Source organism: Paenibacillus sp. 1_12, from assembly GCF_900114475.1.
Lineage (GTDB): Bacteria > Bacillota > Bacilli > Paenibacillales > NBRC-103111 > Paenibacillus_S.
The window spans coordinates 188,799-215,435 of record NZ_FOTE01000001.1 but is presented as its reverse complement, the minus strand read 5'-3'; the positions used below and the strand labels follow the sequence as shown (position 1 = coordinate 215,435).

23 protein-coding genes and 1 other annotated feature (1 of these 24 cut by a window edge) are annotated in these 26,637 nt (G+C 45.2%); of the genes, 20 read left to right on the top strand and 3 right to left on the bottom strand.

Annotation, left to right across the window (positions count from 1 at the left end; genetic code table 11):
- Positions 1 to 59 precede the first annotated feature (59 nt).
- Together ispG and BM210_RS00895 are read left to right on the top strand one after the other, a co-directional pair.
- Positions 60 to 1,172: a flavodoxin-dependent (E)-4-hydroxy-3-methylbut-2-enyl-diphosphate synthase gene (gene ispG, locus BM210_RS00900; RefSeq protein WP_091164635.1), complete on the top strand. Its 1,113-nt coding sequence runs from the start codon at positions 60 to 62 to the stop codon at positions 1,170 to 1,172.
- A gap of 207 nt (positions 1,173 to 1,379) precedes the next feature.
- Positions 1,380 to 2,153 carry a divergent polysaccharide deacetylase family protein gene (locus BM210_RS00895; protein ID WP_091163621.1) on the top strand — a complete coding sequence of 258 codons (774 nt, stop codon included), beginning with the start codon at positions 1,380 to 1,382 and terminating at the stop codon, positions 2,151 to 2,153.
- Here the strand turns inward: BM210_RS00895 and BM210_RS00890 are convergent.
- Positions 2,150 to 2,854 (bottom strand): N-acetylmuramoyl-L-alanine amidase family protein, encoded by a 705-nt coding sequence (locus tag BM210_RS00890; RefSeq protein WP_091163619.1) that lies wholly within the window; start codon positions 2,852 to 2,854, stop codon positions 2,150 to 2,152. The genes BM210_RS00895 and BM210_RS00890 overlap by 4 nt on opposite strands.
- 209 nt (positions 2,855 to 3,063) lie before the next feature.
- Between BM210_RS00890 and lonB the strand changes: the two genes are divergently transcribed.
- The 15 genes from lonB (at position 3,064) to hemH (ending at position 19,836) form a co-directional block, all read left to right on the top strand.
- Complete coding sequence (gene lonB / locus BM210_RS00885; RefSeq protein WP_091163618.1) at positions 3,064 to 4,767, top strand: ATP-dependent protease LonB; 1,704 nt, start codon at positions 3,064 to 3,066, stop codon at positions 4,765 to 4,767.
- Between the two features lie 148 nt (positions 4,768 to 4,915).
- Positions 4,916 to 7,249 carry an endopeptidase La gene (lon, locus tag BM210_RS00880; RefSeq protein ID WP_091163616.1) on the top strand — a complete coding sequence of 778 codons (2,334 nt, stop codon included), beginning with the start codon at positions 4,916 to 4,918 and terminating at the stop codon, positions 7,247 to 7,249.
- 41 nt (positions 7,250 to 7,290) lie between these two features.
- Positions 7,291 to 7,959 carry a ribosome biogenesis GTP-binding protein YihA/YsxC gene (yihA, locus tag BM210_RS00875; protein WP_091163615.1) on the top strand — a complete coding sequence of 223 codons (669 nt, stop codon included), beginning with the start codon at positions 7,291 to 7,293 and terminating at the stop codon, positions 7,957 to 7,959.
- Between the two features lie 16 nt (positions 7,960 to 7,975).
- Positions 7,976 to 8,677, top strand: coding sequence for a DNA alkylation repair protein (locus BM210_RS00870; protein WP_091163613.1), 702 nt, complete (start codon positions 7,976 to 7,978; stop codon positions 8,675 to 8,677).
- Positions 8,678 to 8,951: 274 nt separating this feature from the next.
- On the top strand, positions 8,952 to 9,539 hold the full coding sequence (locus BM210_RS00865) for a non-ribosomal peptide synthetase module (RefSeq protein WP_091163612.1): 588 nt from the start codon (positions 8,952 to 8,954) through the stop codon (positions 9,537 to 9,539).
- Between the two features lie 254 nt (positions 9,540 to 9,793).
- Positions 9,794 to 10,195, top strand: a complete 402-nt coding sequence (speD, locus tag BM210_RS00860; protein WP_076231477.1) for an adenosylmethionine decarboxylase — start codon at positions 9,794 to 9,796, stop codon at positions 10,193 to 10,195.
- Positions 10,196 to 10,390: 195 nt separating this feature from the next.
- Positions 10,391 to 10,918, top strand: a complete 528-nt coding sequence (locus tag BM210_RS00855) for an S-adenosylmethionine decarboxylase (RefSeq protein WP_091163610.1) — start codon at positions 10,391 to 10,393, stop codon at positions 10,916 to 10,918.
- A 190-nt stretch (positions 10,919 to 11,108) separates the two neighbouring features.
- A complete protein-coding gene (gene hemA / locus BM210_RS00850; RefSeq protein ID WP_091163609.1) occupies positions 11,109 to 12,503 on the top strand; it encodes a glutamyl-tRNA reductase in 1,395 nt (464 codons plus the stop codon).
- Between the two features lie 21 nt (positions 12,504 to 12,524).
- A complete protein-coding gene (locus tag BM210_RS00845) occupies positions 12,525 to 13,349 on the top strand; it encodes a cytochrome C assembly family protein (RefSeq protein ID WP_091163607.1) in 825 nt (274 codons plus the stop codon).
- Between the two features lie 4 nt (positions 13,350 to 13,353).
- Positions 13,354 to 14,058, top strand: coding sequence for a precorrin-2 dehydrogenase/sirohydrochlorin ferrochelatase family protein (locus BM210_RS00840; RefSeq protein WP_143100970.1), 705 nt, complete (start codon positions 13,354 to 13,356; stop codon positions 14,056 to 14,058).
- Positions 14,059 to 14,068: 10 nt separating this feature from the next.
- Positions 14,069 to 15,013 (top strand): hydroxymethylbilane synthase, encoded by a 945-nt coding sequence (gene hemC, locus BM210_RS00835; RefSeq protein WP_091163604.1) that lies wholly within the window; start codon positions 14,069 to 14,071, stop codon positions 15,011 to 15,013.
- Positions 15,014 to 15,019: 6 nt separating this feature from the next.
- The gene (gene cobA, locus BM210_RS00830; protein WP_091163603.1) at positions 15,020 to 16,549 is read left to right on the top strand and encodes a uroporphyrinogen-III C-methyltransferase; all 1,530 of its coding nucleotides are present in this window, start codon (positions 15,020 to 15,022) and stop codon (positions 16,547 to 16,549) included.
- Between the two features lie 32 nt (positions 16,550 to 16,581).
- Positions 16,582 to 17,580 carry a porphobilinogen synthase gene (hemB, locus tag BM210_RS00825; RefSeq protein WP_091163601.1) on the top strand — a complete coding sequence of 333 codons (999 nt, stop codon included), beginning with the start codon at positions 16,582 to 16,584 and terminating at the stop codon, positions 17,578 to 17,580.
- 255 nt (positions 17,581 to 17,835) lie between these two features.
- Positions 17,836 to 18,900, top strand: coding sequence for a uroporphyrinogen decarboxylase (gene hemE / locus BM210_RS00820; protein WP_091163600.1), 1,065 nt, complete (start codon positions 17,836 to 17,838; stop codon positions 18,898 to 18,900).
- Positions 18,901 to 19,836, top strand: a complete 936-nt coding sequence (hemH, locus tag BM210_RS00815) for a ferrochelatase (protein ID WP_091163598.1) — start codon at positions 18,901 to 18,903, stop codon at positions 19,834 to 19,836.
- Positions 19,837 to 19,944: 108 nt separating this feature from the next.
- Here hemH and BM210_RS00810 read toward each other — a convergent pair whose 3' ends face one another.
- The gene (locus BM210_RS00810; RefSeq protein WP_091163596.1) at positions 19,945 to 20,607 is read right to left on the bottom strand and encodes a Crp/Fnr family transcriptional regulator; all 663 of its coding nucleotides are present in this window, start codon (positions 20,605 to 20,607) and stop codon (positions 19,945 to 19,947) included.
- A 111-nt stretch (positions 20,608 to 20,718) separates the two neighbouring features.
- Between BM210_RS00810 and hemL the strand changes: the two genes are divergently transcribed.
- Positions 20,719 to 22,023 (top strand): glutamate-1-semialdehyde 2,1-aminomutase, encoded by a 1,305-nt coding sequence (hemL, locus tag BM210_RS00805; protein WP_091163595.1) that lies wholly within the window; start codon positions 20,719 to 20,721, stop codon positions 22,021 to 22,023.
- A 90-nt stretch (positions 22,024 to 22,113) separates the two neighbouring features.
- Here hemL and BM210_RS00800 read toward each other — a convergent pair whose 3' ends face one another.
- A complete protein-coding gene (locus BM210_RS00800) occupies positions 22,114 to 23,913 on the bottom strand; it encodes a phosphodiester glycosidase family protein (RefSeq protein WP_256223188.1) in 1,800 nt (599 codons plus the stop codon).
- A 258-nt stretch (positions 23,914 to 24,171) separates the two neighbouring features.
- On the opposite strand from BM210_RS00800, the gene BM210_RS00795 reads away from it, so the two are divergent.
- Both BM210_RS00795 and BM210_RS00790 read left to right on the top strand, forming a co-directional pair.
- The gene (locus BM210_RS00795) at positions 24,172 to 25,047 is read left to right on the top strand and encodes an RluA family pseudouridine synthase (protein WP_091163593.1); all 876 of its coding nucleotides are present in this window, start codon (positions 24,172 to 24,174) and stop codon (positions 25,045 to 25,047) included.
- 103 nt (positions 25,048 to 25,150) lie between these two features.
- Positions 25,151 to 26,188: a LysM peptidoglycan-binding domain-containing protein gene (locus BM210_RS00790; protein WP_091163591.1), complete on the top strand. Its 1,038-nt coding sequence runs from the start codon at positions 25,151 to 25,153 to the stop codon at positions 26,186 to 26,188.
- 139 nt (positions 26,189 to 26,327) lie between these two features.
- Positions 26,328 to 26,637 (top strand) — a binding site (T-box leader); it runs 28 nt beyond the window's last position.

Below are 26,637 nucleotides of genomic sequence, written 5' to 3'. Positions count from 1 at the left end.
GCCAATCCGGCTTTGAATCGGAGCGGAGGATGTTTGGTATCATGGGAGAGATATATGTTATGTTTCACAGAGCGGAGACCATTCCCGTTAAAGTAGGGGATTTGACAATCGGTGGAAGCAACGAGGTCATTATGCAGAGCATGTGCACAACTAAAACTGCTGATGTCAAAGCAACGGTTGCTGAAATTCACCGTTTGGAAGAAGCCGGATGTCAGTTGGTGCGTGTTACCGTTAACAACAAAGAGGCCGCGGAAGCGATCAAAGAAATCAAAAGACAAATTCATATTCCTTTGGTAGCGGATATTCATTTTGATCATCGTCTTGCACTGATGGCGATTGAGAATGGGATTGACAAGGTTCGAATCAATCCAGGTAATATCGGACGTCGTGAAAAAGTAGAAGCTGTTGTCAAAGCCTGCAAAGAGCGAGGAATCCCTATTCGGATCGGAGTAAACGCAGGGTCTTTAGAAAATCACTTGCTGGAAAAGTACGGATACCCAACACCGGAAGCTATGGTTGAAAGTGCACTGTTTCATATTAATATTCTCGAAGAGCTCGATTTCCATGACATCATCGTTTCCTTAAAAGCATCCGATGTGCCTATGGCCATTGCTGCTTACAAAAAAGCCGGAGAAGCATTCCGCTATCCGCTGCATCTTGGTATAACCGAGGCAGGAACCTTATTCACCGGTTCAGTCAAAAGTGCAGCAGGTATCGGCGCATTGCTGAATATGGGATTGGGCAATACGTTGCGTATTTCGCTCAGCGCAGATCCTGTAGAAGAAATCAAAGTAGCTCGTGAGCTATTGAAAACCTTCGGTTTGATTACTAACGCAGCAACATTAGTTTCCTGCCCGACATGCGGAAGGTTGGATATTGATTTGTTCTCGATCGCTAATGAAGTAGAAGACTATATAGCCAAGATTAAGGTGCCTATCAAGGTATCTGTCCTCGGTTGCGCTGTTAACGGTCCAGGAGAAGCTAGAGAGGCTGATATCGGGATTGCTGGCGCCCGCGGTGAAGGCATGCTGTTCCGTTACGGAGAAATGATTCGTAAAGTTCCGGAGGCTGAACTGCTGGCTGAGCTCAAGAAAGAGATCGATATCATCGTGGAACACTTTGGTAGAACAGGTGAAATACCTGGCAGAAAGCATCATTCCATTCAATCCTAATAATCTTAAAATAATGAAAGCAGCGTTCTCCGTACGAGGGGGACACTGCTTTTTTGTTTATTTGTATAGGCTGGCCGATATTGACAAATAACATAGGAAAGCAGGCAAGTGAAACCAATTGTCTGTGAAGATACGTTGCCGCATATTGCCAAAAATTCGCAGAGGGTTACGAAATCAGCTTTTTATGGAAGCACAAGGAGGTTAACGATGCACAAAGCTGCAAAATGGCTTATTACAAGTACCGTCGTACTAACATGCCTTGGTTCAGGCATTCTGAGAGCAGAGCAATCTAATCAAGAAGTCCCTGCCATTACGAAAAAGATAGCGATTGTGATTGACGATTTTGGCAACGACATGCGTGGAACTGATGAAATGATGGCGTTAAAGATTCCTTTTACAGCAGCGGTCATGCCATTTTTGCCGACGACTAGGCGTGATGCCGAATGGGCGCATCGACTCGGTCACGACGTATTGGTCCATATGCCGATGGAACCGGTACGCGGTAAAAAAAGCTGGTTAGGTCCCGGCGCCATTACCACGGATTTATCGGATGAAGAAATCCGAACCCGAGTGCAGGCAGCTATTAATGATGTGCCTTTTGCCATTGGGATGAATAATCATATGGGTTCCAAGGTAACTGCAGACCCGAGAGTGATGCGCATCATCCTGGATGTGTGCAAGCAAAACCATCTCATTTATTTGGATAGCAAAACAACGCACAAAAGTGTTGTACAGTCCTTGGCCAAGGAGCTAGGGGTAAGGACGCTTGAAAACCACATTTTTATGGATGATCAATATACACGCGCCCATATTCTCAAACAGGCTAGAAAATTAGAGGCACATGTTAAAGATAACGAAACTACAGTTGTGATTGGCCATGTTGGTGTTCCTGGTAAACATACCGCAGCTATTATCCAGCAATCAGTGCCGGCCTTGCAGCAAATCGCTGAATTTGTGAAGATCTCCCAGCTAGCCCCTTAGTGGGCTGGCTCTTTTTTCAGATAGGCTAATATTCCGACTGAGATAGCTTCGGCGAGCTGACGCTGCTTTTGAGGCTGCATCATTTGCTCACGATCCTGTTCATTAGAAATGAATCCCATCTCCACAATGACAGCGGGAACCTGAATATGCTTTAGCAAAAAATAAGTTTTTCCGTAGACCGGAGCTGTTTCAGTTGTATACAAATGATTCAGCGATCGCTGCAAACTGGTGGCTAGCTGCTTACTAGAATCGCTTTTTTGGTGAAGTACAACAGGTCCGCGGGCTCTGGTATTGGTTGCCCAATTGACATGAAGGCTGATGACGATCTTCGGACGAATTTCATTTGCCAGATGACTTCGTTGAGCTAAGTCCTTCAAATGCCTGGAACGATTGCGAAACCAGAGGTTTTCACTGCTGAGGGCGTAATCATCCATCCGATTGAGCAGCACACGCAGCCCTTTTTCCCGCAACAGGCTATACGTAATTTTGCCCATTTCCAAATTGATATCTTTTTCATACACATCTCCATGAAGAGTCCCGCTGTCTATGCCTCCGTGACCAACATCCAGCAGTACGTCGACATTTGTTAAAAAGGGATTGATCATATAGGGATAAGGCTTAGACGTTGCCTTACCGCTGATCGGGCAGGAAAGTATCACACTCAGAATCAGAGCAGTTGAGATCAGTATTCGTATTCGCATACGTGGTCGGTTCCCCCTCCGTCATATTCACTCCTTATATCGTTCTCCTATGTTTTGTTATCATACATGCTTGAAAACTTTCTCAGGTAAGGATTAGTACGTCATGATGAGGGGAATACTACCATGCATGGTACTTGTGATGCTATTTGCAAGAAACGAATGTATGCTGCAAAGTAAATTTTCTGCGAAAATTCTGAGGAGGGACCCTAATGAATATTAGTGTGATTTTAATGGTTATCCAGCTGTTTTTTGCTGTAGTGATTGGTATGTATTTTTGGAATTTGCTGCGCAATCAGCAGACGAATCGCACTGCCATTGATAAAGAATCGAAGAAGGAAATGGAAAAGCTGCGTAAGCTTCGTGCTATCTCGTTAAATAAGCCCTTATCCGAAAAAACAAGACCGACAGCGATAAACGATATTGTTGGACAAAAGGAAGGCTTAAGGGCACTGAAAGCAGCCTTGTGCGGGTCCAATCCTCAACATGTTCTTATTTACGGCCCACCGGGAGTAGGGAAAACAGCTGCTGCACGTGTAGTTTTGGAAGAAGCCAAGAGCAACAAAGATTCCCCGTTTCGTCATGATGCCCAATTTACCGAGGTGGATGCGACTACAGCGCGGTTCGACGAGCGTGGGATAGCGGATCCATTGATTGGGTCTGTACATGATCCTATTTATCAGGGTGCGGGTTCAATGGGGGTTGCGGGTATTCCTCAGCCAAAGCCAGGAGCTGTAACGAAGGCGCATGGAGGTATTTTATTTATTGATGAGATTGGTGAGCTCCATCCCCATCAAATGAACAAGCTTCTCAAAGTGCTGGAGGATCGCAAAGTATTTCTCGAAAGTGCGTATTACAATTCGGAGGATACCAATGTTCCCTCCTATATTCATGATATTTTTCAAAATGGCTTGCCTGCTGATTTTAGGATGGTTGGTGCTACTACACGTAATCCACAAGAGCTGCCTCCTGCTATCCGTTCGCGCTGCCTGGAAATTTTTTTCCGTCCGCTGCTACCTGGTGAGATTGGCGAGATCGCTGAAAAAGCATTTACCAAAATCGGGTTTCCGATTAATCCTGCCGCGGTTGAGGTCATAAAGAAACATGCTACGAACGGTAGAGAGGCGGTTAACATTATTCAGTTAGCTGCTGGGATGGCATTAGCCGATGCTCGTAAAACAGTAACTGCAGCAGACGTGGAATGGGTAGTCAATAGCTCACAAATTCCTCCAAGGCCAGAGAAGAAGGTAGGAGCCAAGCCGGAGATCGGATTTGTGAATGGACTCGCTGTGTATGGTCCGAATTTGGGGATGGTATTGGAGATCGAGGTCACAGCTATCCCGGTTACTCATGGAGGAATGGGAAACTTGACCATAACGGGCATCGTAGACGAGGAAGAGATGGGAGGGTCATCTCGAACGATCCGCCGCAAGAGTATGGCACGCGGTTCCGTAGAGAATGTAATGACCGTACTGAGAAGACTCGAAATCAACCCTTACAAGTTTGATCTTCATGTCAATTTCCCTGGGGGTACCCCGATTGACGGGCCTTCAGCGGGCATATCCATGGCGGTTGCAATAGCTTCCGCGATACTGCAAATACCTGTCGATAATCAATTGGCCTTGACAGGGGAAGTTGGCATTCATGGCAAAGTTAAGCCAGTGGGTGGGGTTGTTGCAAAGGTTGAAGCGGCTTTTCAAGCGGGCGTCACTCGTGTGCTCATTCCCAAAGAAAATTGGCAGGAAATATTCAGCGGGCTTCACGGACTAGAAGTTATTCCTGTGGAATCCATTGAAGAAGTGTTGGATTATGCACTTGGATCACAATTCAAGTTTTTGCCGGAAGCCTATGGAGCACAACCAGATTTCGCACCTGCCGCATCCATTACGGTTCTGCACGCCGATGCGCTGGAATGACAAGCAGCATCGGCTTTTCTTTTTCATGATGACAATCAGCATGGGAGGGCGATTGGTGTTTTGATTTTAATTTTGATAAAATGTAAACGTCAGCTAATGTTACGAAGTCGACTTTGCCCAAAGCAAAGTTCTCAGGAGGTGCTTCAGAATGGGACCGAATAAAATAAAGGTGCGGCGCTTGCCATTGCTTCCTTTGCGTGGACTGCTCGTTTACCCGAGTATGGTGCTGCATTTGGATGTGGGCAGGGAGAAATCAGTAAAAGCGCTTGAGAAGTCCATGGTGGACGACAGCTTGATTCTGTTATGCTCGCAGTCGGAGATTAACATTGAAGAACCTACCACCGAAGATATATATCGCATAGGTACAATTGCCAAAGTCAGACAAATGCTTAAACTGCCTAACGGCACGATAAGAGTACTGGTAGAAGGTGTAGTGCGTGCGGAGATCACCGAATTTCTAAATAATGATGAGTATTATGAGGTACAGGTCAGAGAGCTTCCCGAGCAGGAAACGAGCGATCCGGAAATCGATGCTTTAATGCGTACGGTTCTGCATCAATTCGAGCATTACATTAATTTGTCAAAGAAGGTAACACCGGAAACCTTGGCAGCCGTTTCCGATATTGACGAGCCGGGTCGTTTGGCTGATGTCATATGCAGTCATTTATCCTTGAAGATCAAAGACAAGCAGGACATTCTTGAAACGGTTCCAGTAAAAGATCGTTTGGAAAAGCTGCTAAGTATTTTAAACAACGAACGTGAAGTACTGGAGCTGGAACGGAAAATCAGTCAACGCGTCAAAAAACAAATGGAAAAAACACAAAAGGAATACTATCTTCGCGAGCAGATGAAGGCCATTCAAAAAGAACTCGGTGATAAAGAGGGACGGACAGGCGAGATTGAGGAGCTGCGCTCCTTGCTTGCAGAGACCGAGGTTCCCGAGAAGGTTAAGGAAAAGATCGAGAAAGAAATTGATCGTTTGGAAAAGCTGCCCGCAACCTCTGCAGAGGGCAGTGTTATCCGAAATTATATCGATTGGCTGCTTGGCATTCCCTGGTCTAATTTCACCGAGGATGATCTGAATATTATCCATGCCGAGGAAATATTAAATGAGGATCACTACGGATTGGAAAAACCTAAGGAGCGCGTGTTGGAGTATTTGGCGGTACAGCAGCTGGTAAAGAAGCTGAAAGGTCCGATTCTATGTCTGGTAGGTCCTCCGGGAGTCGGTAAAACGTCAATCGCCCGCTCGATCGCCCGCTCGTTAGGACGACAGTTCATCCGCATTTCACTAGGCGGTGTGCGTGATGAAGCAGAAATTCGTGGTCATCGTCGTACGTATGTCGGGGCGATGCCAGGAAGAATTATTCAGGGTATGAAAAATGCGGGTACAACAAACCCTGTTTTTCTGCTGGACGAAATAGATAAAATGGCGATGGATTTCCGTGGAGATCCGGCGGCAGCACTTCTTGAAGTGCTTGATCCAGAACAAAACAGTACCTTTAGCGATCACTACATTGAGGTTCCGTTTGATTTATCCAATGTCATGTTTGTGACAACGGCGAATGCAGTGCACAATATTCCACGACCGCTGTTGGATCGTATGGAAGTTCTCTACATTCCCGGTTATACTGAAATTGAGAAATATAAAATAGCCCGTAATTTTTTATTGCCTAAGCAGCAGAAGGATCATGGACTGCGTGAAGAGCAATTGGTTATTGATGAGCAAGCACTCATGAAGATTGTCAGGGAGTACACGCGAGAAGCAGGCGTGCGTAATCTGGAGCAGCAGATAGCCGCTGTTTGCCGCAAATCGGCGAAACGTCTTGTGTCTGGTCTGGGTGAAACGGTTACGATTCATTCCGATAATGTGAAAGATTTTCTTGGACCTGCGAAATACCATCATGGTATGGCGGAGGAAACGGATCAGATCGGTGCGGTTACAGGGCTTGCTTGGACAGAGGTAGGCGGTGATACACTCGTCATTGAGGTTACTGTGATGCCTGGAAACGGGAAGCTGACACTTACCGGTAAGCTGGGAGACGTCATGAAAGAGTCTGCACAGGCAGCGTTTAGCTACACCCGTTCTCGCGTTGCACAGCTTCATATAGCGCCAGACTTTCATGAAAAGCTCGATGTACACATTCATATTCCCGAAGGTGCAATACCTAAGGATGGCCCGTCTGCTGGCATTACAATGGCGACAGCCTTGATTTCAGCCTTAACAAACATACCTGTGTCCAAGGAAGTTGCCATGACAGGTGAGATTACACTTCGTGGTCGTGTACTGCCGATTGGCGGGCTTAAGGAAAAAAGCCTGGCAGCCCATAGAGCGGGTATTCGTACGATCATCATTCCGAAGGACAATGCCAAGGACTTGGAAGAAATTCCGGAAAGCGTGCGAAACGAACTAAGATTTATTCCAGTCGCGCACGTGGATGAAGTACTGGAATATGCTTTAGTCAAGCCCGTTGGAGTTTAAGTAAAGGAGCACAGCTCCTTAAAGAGAGAGTGGAACTTATTATGAAGGTCAATCAAGCTGAATTTATTATCAGCGCGGTTGGTCCGAGTCAGTATCCTGCCGACGCCTTGCCCGAGATAGCTCTGGCAGGGCGTTCGAATGTCGGCAAGTCATCACTGATCAATCGGCTCATCCAGCGCAAAAATCTGGCACGTACCAGCTCAAAGCCGGGTAAAACCCAGCAGCTCAATTATTATAAAGTGAATGCGGACTTATATTTAGTCGATCTCCCTGGGTATGGATATGCTCAGGTTTCCAAATCAAAACGTGAGATATGGGGCAAGTTTATCGAATCATATTTGCTGCACCGCGAACATCTCAAGCTGGTGCTTTTAATCATTGATATTCGGCACGCACCTTCCAAGGACGACCAGACCATGTTTGCCTGGCTTAAGCATAATGACGTTCCTTTGGTTGTGGTTACGACCAAAGCGGATAAAATAACAAAGGGCCATTGGCAGAAGCATGTTAAAATAATAAGAGAAACGCTGCAAATGGAGAAGCATGACCGCATGGTATTGTTTTCATCTGAGCTTGAGGTTGGTAAAGACGAATTATGGCAGGTCATTGAGCAGGAGATTGGCTGGTCAGCCCCTGATAAGGAAATCAAGCTTGAACCTGAGGTTAAACCTGCACTTGAAATCAAGCCTGAACTGGAAATCAATTCATAAGGAAAGCAGTGGCCGTATGCAATCAGCGTGTGTCGATGAACTCATAAAGTGTTTTAAGGAGCAGGCTGATGCAAAGGCCGCTATGCCTATGATGAAGTATATGCGCGATCAGTTTGAATTTCTTGGGCTTCCGAACCCTGTGAGAACAGGTCTAACCAAGCCTTGGGTAAAGAAGTTTGATGGTTTAACAGAGGCGCAGCTTATACAGGTTGTAGAGGAGTTGTGGTCTTTACCTGAGAGGGAATATCAATATGCAGCCCTATCGTTGTTAGAGAAATATAAGAAAAACTCAAGCGCTGGGCATATTGATCTTTTGGAGAAAATGATCATCAGCAAATCTTGGTGGGATACGGTAGACACGATTGCTTCTCACTTGGTGGGCGCATTTTTTTTGCGTTATCCAGAGCTGATTTCTCCTTACACAGAGAGATGGATTCAATCGGATAACATGTGGCTGCAGCGTTCAGCTCTTCTATATCAATTGACATATAAAAAGCAAACCGATCAGGAACGCTTGTTTTCATATATTTTGCTGTGTAAAGATTCAGACGAATTTTTCATTCGCAAAGCTATAGGCTGGACATTAAGAGAGCTGTCCAAATCAGATGAGCAAGCTGTCATTAAGTTCTTGCAGCAGCATAAGCTGTCACCACTCAGTCATCGTGAAGCGCTTAAAGTGATTAAACGCACGGAGCATATGTCTCGTTCCAATCCATAGCTCTTTCTTTAAGTAATCTACAGGTAGATTGCTTATTTTTGTATACATGGCAGTGAACCGCAGAAGTTTGTTAGGGAAACAGAGGGATTCAGATATATGCTTGGAATTTTTCAAGGAAAAGGCGTTATTTTCTAAAATAGAACGGAATTTAATGAATTTCTAACAGGAATATTAATGTTTTATGTAGTATACTATATATAAAATAATGAAGTTATAGCTTTTGGTTACAGCAGGGTGAGTTAAAGGCTCGAAATAAAAGAATCGAGGGATTTTTATGGCAATGAGGTTAGCGACTGAATATGTCAAAACCTGCCTACAATTAACGGAAGCCGAAATGGCCATGTTTATTCAAATGTTTGTCGATCAGCAAGTAACCCTGCAGGTGAAAATACTCGATAATGGAAATCAGGAAATCGTTTTATTAGACGATGCGGGTCAAGAAATTGTCCTGTCGTTCGAATTGCATTACGGTACTTATGTATGTCTCGGCTCATGTCGTATCTGCAATAAAACATTAGTAAATTTGATGCGCAAAGCAGTTGCGAATTTTAAAGGGAGTGCAACCGTTCATCGTATATACGAAACTTATATTATGGTGTATGAATATGAGCGCGGCTCTGTAATCCGAATTATTGAAAGTAAAGATGGGATTGAACGGATCGTATATGAACATAAAGATACGTTAGGACTGCTTGAGAGCTTATTCCGCAAGGATGAAGTGGAGCAAGAAATACTACGTATTAAATCTCAAGTGAACAGCTTGCTGGATTTGAGGAATGACATTCGTGAATTAGCTGTTCGTGAGCAGATTGATGAACGTTTAAGTAAACTGACTCATCAATTGTTTGTACTCGAGGCTTAAGAATAAATAGGTATCAACAAATACTTCTGATTCCGCCAAGGATTCAGAGGTATTTTTTTTCTTTTTAAAAAAAGTGTTGCATTTCCGTTCAATAGATGGTACTTTTAATCTCGTTGAAAACAAACAAAATAGGAACCAGGATTCACTCAGGACATTATTGTTGCGAGAGATTACTCCCTCGAGAAGTGAATGACGTAGGTCCTAGCGGATGAAATTTTTCAAACATTTTATTCCTAGGAAGGGGGAACCGAAAGATGGAATATTCGACTTTCGGAAGACACGTTGCTGTAGATACTTGGGGGGTTGATTTTGATCTTCTCAATAATGCAGAATGGTTACAAGCGCAAATGGTGGAGGCAGCAGAAGCATGTGGGGCGTCCGTGATGTCGGTACAGGCCAAACAATTCGAACCACAAGGTGCAACGGTGTTAGTGTTGTTGTCAGAAAGTCATCTCTCCATTCATACTTATCCTGAGAAAGGTTTTGCCGCATTGGATTGTTATACTTGTGGTGAGACTGTAGATCCTCAATTGGCTATCGATTATATGGTTTCTGTACTGAAGCCTGAAACGACTCATGCCAAGAAGCTAATCCGTGGTATGGGCGAACTCGTAGTTGAAACACCCGTTATCAAACAAATGCAGTTAATCAAATAGAGCAATAAGTATGCCAATCAAACTAACTATAAAAATAATACCCCGGATTCTTCCGCGGGTATTATTTTTGTTTACATACCCCCATACAATGTACAAGACAGGTACTGCACTTGCTTACGTAGTCAGTTTTGCTTCGCAAAACTCAGCAGATGCTTACGAAGCCAGTTTTGCTTCGCAAAACTTTAGGGGGACCCCATGAAACGAAAACGAAAGGTTGTATTTTACCTGCTGCTGATTTTTTTGTTAGGATGGCCGTTGTACCAGATATATGCGATGATGCAAGGTCAATCTGAGAAGCAGGATGCAGGGAAGATGCTGTATCAGGTTTCATTATTTCAGATGGAGCTGTTAAGCAGTTATTTGCAAAATGTAGATAAAGCCAAGGATACTGAAAGCCTGAACACGCTGCGACAAGCTGTATATACGGCTAATTTTACGCATGATCATCTTGTGCTTGCCTTCGGCAATCAATCTCTTACGCCTTTAGCAGGGCTACCTGACCTTATGCAGTATATACTGCGTCTGCAGGTGGGCGGGCAGCGGCCCTTGCGATCAGATGAAGTGCAGACGCTTGTAGAGGTGCACAAGCAATTTAACGTTTATTTCGATGCATACGGCAAATTGCTTTCTTCACATCTTGAAATCAATTCGTCGCAAAGTGCGCTCATGACGAAGGCCGATCAAACCATATCCGAGATGCTTCGCAAAAAAATGCAGCAATAGCTTCCGTTATCAGGAAGAATGTTGTGTGATTTATTGAGGTGTTACGGTATAAAGCAGCAGGAAATGGTTGAAAATAATGTACATTACATCTCGTGCAGCTTTCACAGTTTATACAAAAAATTTGTCGGAGAACCAGAATGATATATGCTATAATAAACAGAGATTATTTGGAGGGAGGCAGGTGACACCTATGCATATTGTTGTGGCGGGCTTGAATTACCGGACGGCACCCGTTTCGATCCGGGAGAAATTTACGTTTGTCGAAGGAGATCTTCCCTTGGCGCTTAAACAGCTGAAAGAGACGAAGAGCGTCATGGAATCCGTCATAGTGGGCACCTGCAACCGAACGGAGCTATATATTGTCGTAGACCGCGAGCAATTATGCGGGCACTATATTCGCGAGTTTATTGAGAATTGGTTTGGCGTACCGCGAGACGAATTCAATAATCATTTGTATATTTATGAAAATGACAAAGCCATCGATCATTTATTCAGGGTTGCGAGCGGCTTGGATTCGATGGTTATTGGCGAGACTCAAATTTTGGGGCAGGTTAAGGATTCCTTTTCTTTGGCTCAACAAACCAAGACGACCGGAATTATGCTGAATACTTTGTTTAAACAGGCAGTAACCTTTGCCAAACGCGCACATACAGAAACAGGTATCGGCGATAATCCGGTTTCTGTCAGCTATGCCGCTGTTGAGCTGGGTAAACGGATCTTTGGCAGCTATGAGCATAAAAAGGTGTTGATTATTGGCGCGGGCAAGATGAGTGAATTAACGGTCAAGCATTTGTATGCCAATGGTGCAGATAAGGTTATTGTAGCCAATCGAACTTTAACACGCGCCCAGGAGCTGGCTGAGAAGTTTCAAGGTGTAGCCTGTACCATGGACAAGCTGAATGCCTGTTTGGAGGAGGTTGATATCGTCATAAGCTCGACAGGAGCTGCTGAATTGGTATTGACTCGAGAACAAGTTGCGGCTGTCCTGCAAAAGCGCCGTTCAAGACCGTTATTCATGATTGACATTGCAGTTCCCAGAGACCTGGATCCGGCTATCGGAAGCTTGTCCAACGTCTTTTTGTATGACATTGATAATTTGCAATCGATTGTGAATACTCATTTACAGGAACGGCGGGAAACGGCTGTTTTGATTGAGCAAATGATCGCAGCTGAACTGCAAGCTTTTGAGCAATGGACCAAGACATTGGGGATCAGTCCGGTAATTCAGGCGTTACAGACTAAGGCAAGCTCCATTCATCAAGAGACGATGGACAGTCTGACGAAGAAGCTTCCTGATTTGGATGAAAGAGAACTGAAGATTATACGTAAATTAACCAAGAGCATCGTGAACCAAATGCTGCGAGATCCCGTTAACCGTATTAAGGAAATGGCTTCGGAACGGCATGGGGATGAGGCACTGGACTATTTCACCAAAATATTCGCCTTAGAGGAGCAATTGGTTGAGCAGGAACGTGCGGAGCAATCAGCTCGTCAGCTAGAGCTTGAAGACGTACAGAATCGTTGGAAAGAAGAATTGCTAACGAAGGTTTCCCTAAAGCCTGCTGAGGCCTTGTCCAAATCGTAATCGGAAGAGGTGCCTTGGTTAATGGTTACGAAAAGTTGGTTATACGATGCTATTATTTATATCTACGCCCTGAGCCTACTGTTTTACTTCTCGGACTTTGTTGGTCCGAACCGAAGTGCAAAACGGATAGGGACAGGGTTACTTTCTTTTGTATGGGTTTTGCAAACGGTCTATTTAATATCCGGTTTGGTCTATCATAATCCAACGGAAGCTTTTTCCATGTTCGAAACGTTGTTTATGCTGACGTGGTTATTAGTGACGGTTTCTCTGGTTGTGAATCGTTTTATCCGAATTGAGTTTTTTGTATTTATGGTGAATGTTTTGGGCTTTACGGTTCTCGCTCTCAATTTTTTCAGTAACCCCAAAGTATCGCCATCGTTAGCTTCCTGGAATATTAAAGATGAAGTGCTTTTCATTCATATTTCCTTATCAATCTTAAGCTATACGGCATTTGTTGCCGCTGCTGTGTTTTCCGGAATGTATTTATTACTGCACCAGCAGTTGAAGAGAAAAAAATGGTCCAAGCTGATGCAGAGATTGCCAAGTCTCGATAAAACAGATCAATATTCGTACATTTCTGTCATTATCGGAACACCGTTGCTGCTGCTGGGGTTGTCGATTGGTTTCGTTTGGATTGCGCTTGAAGGTAATGTTTCGTTATTTTTTGATCCGAAAGTGATTAATTCCTGGTTTGTGCTTTTGGCCTATATTTTCTATTTATTTCAACGAGTGATGCTGAAGACACCGGGTTATAAGTTGGCTTTATGGAATTTGGCTGCTTTTTTCATTATGGCGTTAAATGTAGTATTTGCGAATTTTTATTCATCGTTTCACCAATGGTCGTGATGCGATGAACGAAATCAACCATTACCCGCTGCTCGTGAATTTGAAGGATAAATGCTGCGTGATTGTTGGTGGAGGTCATGTCGCTGAACGTAAGGCAGGTTCGCTGATTGAAGCAGGTGCGTCTGTAACAGTAATCAGTCCTGTCTGCAGCTCACAGATCGAGCAATGGATGCAGCAGGGGGCTTTGTCGATACTTCGTGGTTTTTACTCTAAAGGAATGCGGCAAATCGATCAGTCATTGCTTGTATTTGCCGCTACCGACAATCCGGAAATTAATGAAGCGGTTCGTCTGGAAGCAGAATCACTGGGCAAGCTGGTTACAGTAGCAGATAATACGTCAGGAAGCAGCTTTATCGTACCGGCTGTGGTCCGTCGCGGCAAGCTGCTCATCTCTGTATCTACAGGAGGCGCCAGCCCAACGATTGCCAGAAAAATCAAGCAAGAGCTGGAGCAAACCTACGGGTTTGAATACGAAGCTTATCTGGATATTGTTCAGGAGCTTCGTTTGTTTATTCAATCAGAGGTTAATGATACGACGGTAAGGCAGCAAATGTTCAGAATGATGCTCGACTGGGAGCTTATGTCCTTAATCCGCACCTCAGGCAAGGATACATCATGGAAGCAGGAGCTTATTGACCTCATGGCTGCTGAGCCTACAATGGACGGAATGAAGCAAATCGGACTTTGGATTCAACAATACATCAAATAGGGGGAGACATATGCGTAAGATCGTGGTGGGAACAAGACAGAGCGCGTTGGCTCTGACACAAACCGGACAGGTTGTTGATCATTTACGGGAAATCAGTCAAAAACACGGCATCCCGTATGAATTTGAAATTAAAAAAATTATTACTAAAGGTGATCGTATTCTTGACGTCACGCTATCCAAAGTGGGTGGTAAAGGATTATTCGTGAAAGAGATTGAACAGGCGTTGATGGACGGTGAAATCGATTTGGCTGTTCATAGTATGAAAGACATGCCTTGGGAGCTTCCGGAAGGTCTTGTGATCGGAGCAATCCCTCTTCGTGAGGACCCGAGAGATTGTTTAATTACGCAAGGCTCGCTTCAACTGGATGATTTTCCTCAAGGTGCTAAAGTAGGGACAAGCAGCCTGCGTCGTTCTTCCCAGCTGCAGCATTATCGGCCTGACCTCAACATTGAGTCCCTCCGTGGGAATATTGATTCGAGGCTTAAAAAACTGGAGTCTGAAGGCTTTGACGCGATCCTGCTGGCAGCTGCCGGATTGCATCGGGTTGGTTGGACAGACCGCATAACCTCCTATTTACCTCCAGAGGTTTGTCTGCCAGCTGTTGGCCAAGGAGCCTTGTGCATCGAATGCAAGGGCGATAATAAAGAAGTGCTGGAGTTGCTTGGGTATTATAACGATGAGCGGACAGCGCTTGCTGTGGCAGCAGAACGAAGCTTTCTAGGAAGGCTTAATGGCGGCTGTCAGGTTCCCATAGGTGCTTATGCAACCGTTGAAGGTGAGCTTACAAGTGGTGCTTATCAAATCACCATGACAGGTATGGTAGGCTCGCCTGATGGTCAGCTGATGCTGAAGGAAACTTTGAGCGGAACGGATTCGGAGCTGTTAGGAATTAATTTGGCAAATGCATTGATAGAGCGTGGAGCTTCCGATATTTTGGATAGAGTAAGGGGTTGAAAAGAAGTGTCTAAAGGAGTCGTATATCTCGTGGGGGCAGGACCTGGCGATCCGAAGCTCATCACAGTTCGGGGATTAGAGGCGATACAACGTGCCGATGTCGTTGTATACGACCGTTTGGCAAGTCCAAGACTGCTAAGGCATATAAAACCTGGTGCTGAGAAAATATTCGTCGGCAAGCTGCCGGACAAGCATATGCTTAAGCAGTCGGAAATTAATCAGCTATTGGTTGATTTGGCCCTGCAAGGTAAGACAGTTACGCGCTTAAAAGGAGGCGATCCGAGCGTTTTTGGCCGGGTTGGCGAGGAGGCGGAGCTGCTTGCTGAAAATGAGGTTATTTTTGAAATTATACCTGGAATTACTTCTGCGATCGCGGTTCCTGCTTATGCGGGTATTCCGGTGACGCATCGTGACTTTACTTCATCCTTTTCCATAGTAACCGGACATGAATACAAGAATAAAACCTACAATGGTGTGAACTGGGAAAATCTGTCGCAAGCGTCAGGTACGCTGATCTTCTTGATGGGTGTGGCTAACCTTGAATCTATATGCAACAAGCTCATTGAAGGTGGTAAAACGACATCGACTCCAGTTGCTCTTATCCGTTGGGGAACCTGGATGGATCAAGAGACCATCACGGGAACCTTGATTGACATCGTCGAGAAGGTGCGGGCCGCTAATTTCAAATCACCTGCAGTTATCATTGTCGGTGAAGTGGTAAAGCTGCGAGACAAGCTGGCCTGGTTTGAAAAGAAACCGTTATTCAGTAAACGTATTTTGGTTACTCGTGCAAGAAGTCAGGCAAGTGAATTATCCAATCTCATCGAGGATTTAGGTGGAGAAGCTGTCGAGTTTCCGGTAATTCGTATTCAGGCTACTGCTCAAGCCGATGCACGTACTGCGCTTGGGGAAGCTTTGCGACGCCTGGAAGATTTTGATTGGGTTATTTTCACAAGTGTGAACGGTGTGGATCATTTCTTTGAAGCTATCCGTGAACACCAAATAGATATTCGTAAGCTATACAAGGCAAAGATTGCTGCTGTAGGTCCGAAGACATCAGAGGCGCTCAGGAGTCGGGGATTACTTGTTGAATTGTTACCCTCGAAGTTTTACGGAGATGAGCTGCTGGCATCGATTGCTCCACATTTGAATCAGGGTCAGCAGGTTCTGCTGCCGACTGCAGATATAGCCAAGGAATACATTCCGGCGAGACTGAGAGAATTGGGCTTGCAGGTAACTGAGGTCGATGTCTACGAAACGGTGCTTGAAACTAGTGGTGGCGCAGAGGTTATCGAAATGCTAGAGCAGAAGATGCTGCAGATTATTACGTTCACGAGTTCCTCCACAGTGACCAATTTGTTCCGTGCTTTAGAGGAATTTGGTGTGGATAATCCGCTTGAGCTGATCAAAGATTGCCAGATCGCCTGCATAGGGCCGATGACTGCACAAACCGCAATCGAAGCCGGATTAACCATTGATTATCTTGCGGAAGAGGCCACAGTAGAATCCTTGATTGAGAGTCTATGTAAGAGTTAAAGATTACATTACATCCTGGGAGGTAGAAGTCTATGGGTTTTCCAATCATTCGTAACCGCAGATTAAGAGGATCTGCTGCGTTGCGTAATTTAGTCAGAGAAACGAATGTTACGGTTCATGATCTTATATATCCTATATTTGTGACACACGGAACGGGAATTAAGGATGAGATTTCATCCATGCCGGGTGTGTATCATTATTCGTTGGATTTGCTGGAGGAAGAGCTTAAGGAGATTGTTGATCTGGGTATTCAGGCAATCCTTTTATTTGGGGTTCCCGACCACAAAGACGCACAGGGTAGCTCAGCCTATGATCCACATGGAATTGTTCAGCAGGCAACACGTCGCATCAAAGAACTGCAGCCGCAAATCCTTGTGATCGCCGATACTTGCCTATGTCAATTTACTGACCATGGACACTGTGGAGTCGTACATTTCGACGAGCAGAAACAGCGTGCTGATGTGCTTAACGATGAATCGCTAGAATTGTTAGTGCGTACTGCGGTTGCACAGGCTGAAGCAGGCGCTGACATTATCGCTCCTTCCAATATGATGGATGGTTTTGTATATGCGATTCGCCAAGGTTTGGATGAGGCGGGATATGAGAATATTCCGGTTATGTCCTACTCGGTCAAATTTGCTTCCGCATTCTATGGACCTTTCCGTGAGGCTGCTCATTCAGCTCCTCAGTTTGGTGATCGCAAGACGTACCAGATGGACCCGGCCAATGGGCGTGAGGCACTTCGTGAAGCTCAGTCTGATGTATTCGAGGGTGCAGACTTCCTAATGGTGAAACCAGCCTTGGCTTACATGGATCTCATTCGTCAGCTGCGTGATCAATTTGACCTGCCGCTCGTCGCATATAACGTAAGTGCCGAGTATTCAATGGTCAAGGCTGCAGCCATGCAGGGGTGGATCGATGAGCGTGCTATCATTATGGAGACGATGATTGGCTTCAAGCGTGCAGGAGCGGATCTTATCATTACTTATTTCGCCAAGGATGTTGCTCGTTGGCTGCGTGAACAAAGTTAACCTAACAAACACAGATTCCTAATCCAATAAAATGGAAGACAGAAGCTTTTCACATACAGCCTAGGTTGTATGTGAAAAGCTTTCTTTTTCATGTGGGAAGTGGGTCCTTGTCATACATTTGTCGGAATCTAAAGGGGCAATCAGTTGTTACATGCTGCTAAATAGGGCATAATATGAGTAGATCAATTTAAGCTTACGAGGTCAACTTTTCAAAAAGGAAAGTTCTTAGGAGTATACGGAAAAGAGGAAAAGCGGATGAGCTACAAGGATACGTTTATCAAAGCTTGTAAAAAGCAGGAGGTAGATACACTGCCAGTATGGTATATGAGGCAGGCGGGACGCTACGATCCGGATTACCGCGTTATTAAGGAAAAGTACAGCTTGCTTGAAATTTGTCAACAGCCTGAGCTGGCTGCCGAAGTTACATTGATGCCGGTGAAGAAGCTCGGTGTGGATGCTGCTATATTGTACTCGGATATTATGAATCCAGTCGCTTCGATTGGAATAGATTTTGATATTGTCAAAAATATAGGGCCTGTTATTCATAACCCAATCCGCTCATCAGCTGATGTGGAACGGCTGCGTCCGATCCAGGTGGAAAAGGACTTATCCCATGTTATTAAAACGATCGAGATTTTGGCTGCTGAACTGCAAGTTCCATTAATTACGTTCGCAGGAGCGCCATTCACAATTGCCAGTTATTTGATTGAAGGCAAGCCCTCCAAAAGCTATATCCGGACTAAAGAGCTGATGTACAGCGAGCCTGCGGTCTGGTTTCAATTGATGGATAAACTGGGCGACATGGTCATTACATATCTTAAGGCTCATATCGCAGCTGGTGCGAAAGCAGTTCAGCTTTTCGACAGCTGGGTAGGCGCGCTATCACCCAAAGATTTTCAATATTTTGTGCTGCCTACGATTAAGCGTATTTTTAGCGAGCTTAATCATCTGGATCAGCCCAAAATTTATTTTCCGGGCGTGAGCTCAGGTGAGCTTCTTCCTTTTCTGCATGAGATAGAGGCTGATGTCATTGGTCTGGATTGGCGTGTATCCGTGTCTGAAGGTCGTAAGCGTTTAGGGTCGAAATTCGCTGTTCAAGGCAACTTGGATCCCTATGTGCTTACAGCGCCGATGTCCGTTATCAAGGAGCAGGCTAAGCTGATTATCGATCAGGGTATTCAAGAGCCAGGCTACATTTTTAATCTCGGACATGGTTTGTTTCCAGAAGCGTCTATTGATAAATTGCACGAGCTGACGGATTTTGTTCATTCTTATTCAACATCTGCTTTGGCTGCCGCCAAACAAGGAAGTGGTGTATAAATGTCGAAACAGCGAATTGGTGTACTGGTCATGTCATACGGGACGCCTGAAAGCTTGGCTCAAGTAGAGGCGTATTATACCCATATCCGTAGAGGAAGGCCGCCTACAGCCGAGCAGCTCAAGGATTTGACGGACCGATATGAAGCTATTGTCGGTGGTTTTTTTCCGCTCAGGGAAAATACGAATAAACAGGTAAAGGCTTTGGAAGAACGGTTGAACGCTGATCACCCTGACCAGTCTTTTGTCTGCTATCAAGGCTTAAAGCATGCGGAGCCGTATGTTGAAAATGGAATAGAGCAGATGGTCAAGGATGGCATTCAGCAGGCTGTTGGTATCGTTCTAGCACCGCATTTCTCCCATATGAGTGTAGGCAGCTATATCAAACGGGCACGAGACAAAGCTGATGAGCTTGGACTTTCTATTCAGTTTGTCGAAAGCTATCACCTTCATCCGCAGCTGATCCAAGCGCTTTCTGTACGTGTAAATGAAGCGCTTCAGCGTTTTGAACATACGAAAAAGTCCGATGTTCGTGTGGTATTTACTGCACATAGCTTACCTGAGAGCATTCTTGGAACAGGTGACCCGTATACAGAGCAATTACTGGAAACTGCACGGGCTGTTGCGGCACAAACGGGGATTACGAATTGGCAGTTTGGCTGGCAAAGCGCGGGTCGTACAGGAGTACCTTGGCTTGGACCGGATATTCTTGATATATTGCGTACGGTAGTGAAGGAAGAGCAGATCCACAACGTGCTTGTCTGCCCAGTGGGCTTTGTATCTGATCATCTGGAGGTCTTGTATGACCTGGATATTGAGGCGCAAACAGTAGCCAAGGAGCTGCAGTTGCATTTGGAACGTACGGCTTCACTTAACACCGATCCTTTATATATGGAAACGTTGAGTGATGCAGTATACGCACTCTGCGTGCAGAATTAATTGATCGTAGGTAATCTATCTAAGCTGGTTCAAAGAACTTTGCAGCCCATGCTCGATCTGTGCAAATAAAAAAAGCCCGATCTTGAATCGGGCTTTCCTGCAATAAGATTAACCTCTCAGCTTGGCAAGATCAAGTTTCATCTCGTTACCGAGGAAGGTCAATATTTGTTTTTCCTGAAAGTCACGGATAACCTGCATCAAAATAGGCTTTTGTACACCTGCCATCTGTGATACCTCATCGTAGTTAAGCATCATCTTGATTGTCACGACGCTGCCTGAACGAATTCCATTTTTGTTGGCAAGTTTAATGAGGCTCTTGATTACTCTTGATCTAGCATCCAGGAACGTAAGATCATGGACATGTTGGTTTGTGTCGCGAAGGCGATTGCACAGCTCCTGCATAATACAAAGGGAAATGTCGAAGTTGGACTTTAACATATCCAAGAAGTTATTCGCCGATAAAGTGATCATGACACTGTCTTCCAGCGTTTGTGCAGAAGCGGAACGCGGTTTGCCGTCAATCAATGACAGCTCTCCAAAGCTATCGCCTGTTCGGAACAAGGAGAGAATCTTCTCTTCACCGGAAGTGGCCGCCGTGTAAATTTTTACAGAGCCGCTGAAAACAATGTAGAATACAGTACCAAGCTCTTTTTCTTGAAATAAAATGGTGTTAGCTTTGAACGTTTTTTTAGAGCAAATATTAGATATTATCGTTAATTGCGATTCGTTAAGACTGGAAAATAAGGGCACCTTGCACAAAAAGTCGATCATTGTTTTCCCTCGCTTCTTTTGCTGGAAAATAGTCCAAGTCTACCATCAGTTCGAATAATTATATATCGATTTTTCTTGCTTTTCAAGATAATTTATCGTGAAGAAAGGGTCATGACATTGAAACCAACCAAACGCGACGATTCACGTTCATCAAAGGCTTTTGCTGAAGCCAAGCAGTTCATTCCGGGAGGTGTTAATAGCCCGGTTCGCGCATTTAAATCCGTAGGTTTAACCCCTCTTTTTATGGAGCGGGGCGTCGGCTCAAGAGTGTTCGATATTGACGGAAATCAGTTTATTGATTATATCGGCTCATGGGGACCTCTAATTGTAGGTCATTGTCATCCCGAAGTCGTAGAAGCTATTAAAGCAGCGGCAGAATTGGGGACTAGCTTTGGTGCGCCTACTGAGCTTGAAACACGGATGGCCAAGCTGGTTATTGAAAGAATTCCTTCCCTAGAGATGGTAAGAATGGTCAATTCCGGTACAGAAGCAACCATGAGTGCTTTGCGATTAGCCCGTGGTTATACGAACCGTCCGAAAATTTTGAAATTTGAAGGATGCTATCATGGTCATGCAGATGCACTTCTGATTAAAGCAGGATCAGGCGTTGCTACTCTTGGACTGCCAGATAGTCCTGGGGTGCCAGAAAGCGTTGCTGTCAATACGATCACGGTACCTTACAACGATCTCGATTCCATCCGTGTAGCCTTTGAAAAGTATGGAGAAGAAATCGCCGCTGTTATCGTTGAGCCTATTGCAGGGAACATGGGTGTCGTGCCACCTCAACCGGGCTTTTTACAGGGTCTTCGGGATATTACTACAAGTTATGGCAGCTTGCTAATATTCGATGAAGTGATGACGGGCTTTCGAGTTGGCTTGGGCAGTGCGCAGGGACTATATGGGATTAAGCCGGACCTTACTTGTCTTGGCAAAGTAATCGGCGGAGGTTTGCCGGTTGGTGCTTATGGAGGCAGACGCGATATTATGGAGATGATAGCGCCAAGCGGCCCCATTTATCAAGCCGGAACGCTGTCAGGTAATCCATTAGCTATGGCCGCTGGTTACACGACGCTGCGCTTGTTAGGTCAACCGGGAGCTTATGAGGAATTGGAACGTAAATCTGCTCGATTAGAGGCTGGGTTTATCTCAAATGCCAACGAATTTGGTATTGCCTGTACGATCAATCGTGTAGGTTCGATGATATGCCCCTTCTTTACAGATCAACAGGTAACTAATTATGAGACGGCTAAGACATCTGATCAGCAGCGTTTCAATCGTTATTTTGCTGCTTTACTCGATAATGGAGTGAGTGTAGCCCCTTCCCAGTATGAAGGAATGTTCGTATCAACTGCACACACAGATGAAGATATCGAGCAAACAATTGAGGCTCATCGTTCTTCTTTGAAACAATTATAGACAAAGCAATCTTTCACTGCGTGTTGTGAAATAGGCATAAATTAAAAAGGATCAGCCCTCGTTGAAAGCGAGAGTTGATCCTTTTTATTATTATTTGACCGGTACGGAAGTGGAACCTGAAGGAACAACTGTTGTGCTAGTTGATCCGTTGGGAGGTGCTGTTGGTGAAGAGGGAACAGGTACATTGGCTGGAGGCGTATTTTTAGCTCCTGTATCGCCAGTGGCTGGTGTGTTGATCTTGGATGATGTATCCCCCGACGAAGCTGGTGTGTTCTTGGCAGCATCGCTTGCTGCAGGTGTGGTTGGATTCGTAGCAGGTGCAGATGTGCTGCCCGTTCCTGAATGATCACCTTGCCCTTGCTGTGAAGATCCGCCCGTCGTTGGTGTTGGGTTTGTCGTTGGATTCGTAGCACCGGCTCCCGCAGCTCCCGTTCCCGTTGGTGTATGTTCCGCAGGTTTAGTTGGGTCTGTTGTTACCGGATTGCCGCTGCCGCCTTGTTGAGTGCTGGCAGGGGGTGTGGTTTCTTTTCCGTTATCTTTGTTTCCGCCTGCAGCAGGGGTTGTCGTTGTTTTACTGCTGTCTGTGCCTTGTGCGGGTTTAGTCGCATCCGATTGAGTGCTAGGTTTTGTAGGCTCAGTGGTGCCGGATGGTTTGGTTGTACCCGTATTTGTAGCTGGAGCTTTCGTTTCGGTCTTTGTTTCGGTTTCTGTTGGTTTGGTCGGCGTTGGTGTCGTAGCAGGTGCTGGATTATTTTTGGCTTTGGCTTTAAGCGCAGCCTGCTCTTTCAAAAAGTCGGGATGATCGAAAGCACCTCCGGCATTAATTGTTGTTAGACCGTCCCAAACCCTGTTGGCTACAGCATCCTCAGGATGATCATAAACAAGATAAGCAGAAGGCAATCTGCGTTCACCATAACGGCTGGAGGGTTTGGTCACGAGTTCGCCATTCACAACCAACTCGGATGAAGCACCACCATCCAAAAAGCCTGCATTGACTACATCATCGGCAAGGAACAATTCTTGGATTTCTTTCAACGTTGCTCCAACACTCTGGGTCGAGCGACCATCAGCGACGATAAAAATGACGGTTCCATCCGCTTTTTGTCCGACTCCGGTACGTGGCGCACGGCTAACGTCATTGATGGGAAGCGGTTTTCCGTTGGCAATAACACGCGGATAAAATGAAGCCGCTTCGGATATGCCCATTTCTTGTAATTCAAACATATTATATTTACCGATGACGAGCGTACCTTCCTTGGTGAAGCCGACAATATGCTGAGCGACACTACTATCCTGGTCGGTATAAATCACTTCTCCGCCGGATATAACAGCTCCAATAGCAGCAAAGCCATTACCTAAGCCCTCGGGATCGTCAAAGCCTCCAGCATTGACTCCGGCTACAGCACCAGTGCGTTTCACCATGGAAGAGATTTTTTCACCCTCACCCGGTTTTTCAGGGGTCATAAGACGAATCGATTTGGGGTCGTACACATACATCCGTTTGCCTTTCCAGAATGTGCCGGAGACGTCTTCTACTTTAATTAACTCATCTATAGATCGATTCTTACGAGTCAACGCAAAGTTAGGTTGAACGGTAACCATATTAAACTGCTGTTTTTCCTCAGCATTTTCTTCAATAAACTGTCGCATTTTTTGAAGCATGCTGTCACGCTGCTCTGTACCTACGAATATCCAAGCCCAATCACGATGCTGTGTAATAATAACTGTATTAGCCATCCAAATACGCATTTCGGTTCCGACAGGTGTCAAAAACATAAAACTGGAAACCATAAAGGTCAGTATAGTAAATCCCAAAAGTGAGCGTTTGAACCAACTCCAATCACGAAGCTGCTGCCGGGTGGATTGGAAAAATTGTAGTGCATTACTCAATGTGTAGTCCTCTCCTAAGTTCAAGATAAATACTATTCATTCTATCATATATTTGGATAGTTTAATAGAAGTCTTAGTGCTTATTTGCTACAATGAAATATAAAGTTTTTGGAATTGAGGCGATTACAGCATGGATAAATACAGTTTGTACGGGATTACATTGGAAACATTGGTTGTCATGTTTGGTTTCTTTCTCGTCTTTGGATGTCTTGCAGTTTACGGTTTTATATATATGAGGAAGGTGCGAAAGCAGTGAGGATGTCTTGGAACAAAAAGGGGGAGTGGCTGGAGCTGTTATTGCCAAAGCCGCTCGAATCAGAGCTTGATATTGGATCTTATATCCGAATGCCCGAACTTTTTTTGAAAAAGCTCGTTAATAGCGGTGGTGTGTCGATAAAAGGCACTAGGGTTCGTCTGAAGCTATTTCCGAATGAGCCCCTACAGCATATGCCAGTATGGTCACATTTAGAAGTGCTGTATGAGGACGATTTTTGTCTGGTTGTCCATAAGCCGGAAGGTATGAAGGTTCATGGAGATGGATCATGGAAAGGCAGCGAACAGATGACTTTGGCTGATGCCGTTGCATTTTACTATGAGAGCACGGGGCAGCAGTGCAAAGTACGTCATATCCATCGGTTGGATGAGGATACAACAGGCCCTGTTTTGTATGCCAAGCATGAATGGGCGCAGTTGATTATGGATGAAGCCATGCGGAGTAAATCGATAGAACGCTGCTACGCAGCAATCGTGCAAGGGCATACAGACGTTTCAATCGGGACTATCGATGCACCTATCGGCAAGGATCGGCACCATTCATCGCGCAGACGCGTATCGATGACTGGAGAACGTGCTGTAACTCATTACGAGGTTGTCGAGCAGTTGAATCAGGGTATGCTTGTACGCCTTCGCCTGGAAACAGGGAAAACTCACCAAATCCGAGTTCATTTAAGCTATTTAGGCCATCCGATATGGGGAGATTCCTTGTATGGAGGACCTAGTAGCGGAATCTCTCGACAGGCTCTGCATGGCGAGAGCTTATCATTCGATCACCCCCTGACGGGCGAGCATATCAGCGTTGCTGCACCTTGGCCGGAGGATTTTCAAAGGCTGTATGCGGCACTTCAAAAAATATAGTCATGCTTATCCCCCGAAAACCATATAAATCTAAAGACAACTGAAACTGATTAACCGCTGGATACGGTTTGCAAGATTTAGTTTTCGGAGGGAGGACAAGATAGTGGCTGAGCAGCAGAATGGATTGCGGTTCGATATTTATGAGCGGGTGCATTTGTCTGAGGGAGTTGCCGGCATCAAACATTTGGAGGATGTGGAGCTGGTTCCTCATATTCAGGTTGTGCCCCAAGGAGATCAAGCTCTACTACGCGGTAACCTGCTTTTGTCCGGCACCTATGTAGATGAACAGGATGCCGTGAATCGTACGTTGGAGCACCTGATTCCGGTTGAAATTACACTACCGTTGAACCGGGTGCATCGTGTTGAGGATATTGCCGTTGAAATTGAAAATTTTGATGTCGATATTCTTTCAGCTCGAAGCCTCAATATTACAGGCGTATTATCTTTGAACGGGCTCGAAGAAGTTATTGTAGCTCCAAGTGCAGATGAGATTTGGCATAACAACTCGGATGAGGTGCTGTTTGTACATGAGGCGCCTACACCTGCAAGACCTGACACATCCGTACCATTTTTAACCGAAGACAACTACGCACAATCGATTCAAGAGCGTTCACCTTCTTCAGCTTACAATGATCCTCCAAACGACACAAATGAGTTGACTGCAGATGCAGAAGACGAAGCTGAGGAATGGCTGGATGATGAAAGCGATGAGGCCCTCGATGTGTTTCAGCATCAGCAAGCCGATATCTATGAGGCGAGTTATGCGGCAGAGGACAAGAAGGAGCCAAGAGTTGCTTTTACAGGGAAGCCATCCGATTCCCCGGAACCTGTAAAACCATTCGGTCTGACCTCACTGCTGCAAAGTTCTTCATCCGTTAAAGCGGAGCAAAGATTAGCTGAATCGGAAGCAGCATCAAACGCACCCTCTCCGGGCGACCGATTAGAATGGAAAAAACTGCTGCTAAGCTCAACGAGCGAGAAGCAGGAATTCCGCCGCGTTCGGCTGTGTATCGTTCAGAAGGAAGAAACATTGGAAATTATTGCGAAGCGATATGAATTAAATCCACGAGAAATTGCCTTGTTTAACCGATTAGCCGAGCATGAAGTTTCTGTAGGTCAGATCGTCTATATTCCCAAATAAACGAATATGCCCGATTCAACCTTATTATGGGTTTGAATCGGGCATTTTTGGCTATAATAAGGATAAAACCTTGGTTTACAGGCGGATATGTTATTGACTCTGTCGGTAATGTTGTTTATCATAGATGTAATCATATGTTTCAATAACTTGGAAAGGGAATAGTAGGCAGCTAACCCATCAGAGAGCGGAATTGTTACGCTGAGAGGTTCCGTAGGATGTAACTTGCCGAAGTCGCCCTGGAGTTGCAGTATTAAAAGCAGGTCTAAGAGTTCAATCAGCCATCCTGTATGGTAATTGTATGCTTGGATTGCGGATAGATGCTGCCGGTATCAGCCGTTATCTGTTGAAGTGCCGCATAGTGGAGATAAGCAGGTTGAGGTGTCTTGAATGCCTTAACGGAAGTGACTTGTCAGCCCAATTCTTTTTCGTATGCGGAATAAAGGTGGTAC

What these genes read in the sequence shown, in the direction of transcription:
- ispG (WP_091164635.1), top strand. Translation starts at nt 60, where the DNA reads ATGTTTCACAGAGCGGAGACCATTCCCGTTAAAGTAGGGGATTTGACA.
- BM210_RS00895 (WP_091163621.1), top strand. Translation starts at nt 1,380, where the DNA reads ATGCACAAAGCTGCAAAATGGCTTATTACAAGTACCGTCGTACTAACA.
- BM210_RS00890 (WP_091163619.1), bottom strand. Translation starts at nt 2,854, where the DNA reads ATGCGAATACGAATACTGATCTCAACTGCTCTGATTCTGAGTGTGATA.
- lonB (WP_091163618.1), top strand. Translation starts at nt 3,064, where the DNA reads ATGAATATTAGTGTGATTTTAATGGTTATCCAGCTGTTTTTTGCTGTA.
- lon (WP_091163616.1), top strand. Translation starts at nt 4,916, where the DNA reads ATGGGACCGAATAAAATAAAGGTGCGGCGCTTGCCATTGCTTCCTTTG.
- yihA (WP_091163615.1), top strand. Translation starts at nt 7,291, where the DNA reads ATGAAGGTCAATCAAGCTGAATTTATTATCAGCGCGGTTGGTCCGAGT.
- BM210_RS00870 (WP_091163613.1), top strand. Translation starts at nt 7,976, where the DNA reads ATGCAATCAGCGTGTGTCGATGAACTCATAAAGTGTTTTAAGGAGCAG.
- BM210_RS00865 (WP_091163612.1), top strand. Translation starts at nt 8,952, where the DNA reads ATGGCAATGAGGTTAGCGACTGAATATGTCAAAACCTGCCTACAATTA.
- speD (WP_076231477.1), top strand. Translation starts at nt 9,794, where the DNA reads ATGGAATATTCGACTTTCGGAAGACACGTTGCTGTAGATACTTGGGGG.
- BM210_RS00855 (WP_091163610.1), top strand. Translation starts at nt 10,391, where the DNA reads ATGAAACGAAAACGAAAGGTTGTATTTTACCTGCTGCTGATTTTTTTG.
- hemA (WP_091163609.1), top strand. Translation starts at nt 11,109, where the DNA reads ATGCATATTGTTGTGGCGGGCTTGAATTACCGGACGGCACCCGTTTCG.
- BM210_RS00845 (WP_091163607.1), top strand. Translation starts at nt 12,525, where the DNA reads ATGGTTACGAAAAGTTGGTTATACGATGCTATTATTTATATCTACGCC.
- BM210_RS00840 (WP_143100970.1), top strand. Translation starts at nt 13,354, where the DNA reads ATGAACGAAATCAACCATTACCCGCTGCTCGTGAATTTGAAGGATAAA.
- hemC (WP_091163604.1), top strand. Translation starts at nt 14,069, where the DNA reads ATGCGTAAGATCGTGGTGGGAACAAGACAGAGCGCGTTGGCTCTGACA.
- hemB (WP_091163601.1), top strand. Translation starts at nt 16,582, where the DNA reads ATGGGTTTTCCAATCATTCGTAACCGCAGATTAAGAGGATCTGCTGCG.
- hemE (WP_091163600.1), top strand. Translation starts at nt 17,836, where the DNA reads ATGAGCTACAAGGATACGTTTATCAAAGCTTGTAAAAAGCAGGAGGTA.
- hemH (WP_091163598.1), top strand. Translation starts at nt 18,901, where the DNA reads ATGTCGAAACAGCGAATTGGTGTACTGGTCATGTCATACGGGACGCCT.
- BM210_RS00810 (WP_091163596.1), bottom strand. Translation starts at nt 20,607, where the DNA reads ATGATCGACTTTTTGTGCAAGGTGCCCTTATTTTCCAGTCTTAACGAA.
- hemL (WP_091163595.1), top strand. Translation starts at nt 20,719, where the DNA reads ATGACATTGAAACCAACCAAACGCGACGATTCACGTTCATCAAAGGCT.
- BM210_RS00795 (WP_091163593.1), top strand. Translation starts at nt 24,172, where the DNA reads ATGTCTTGGAACAAAAAGGGGGAGTGGCTGGAGCTGTTATTGCCAAAG.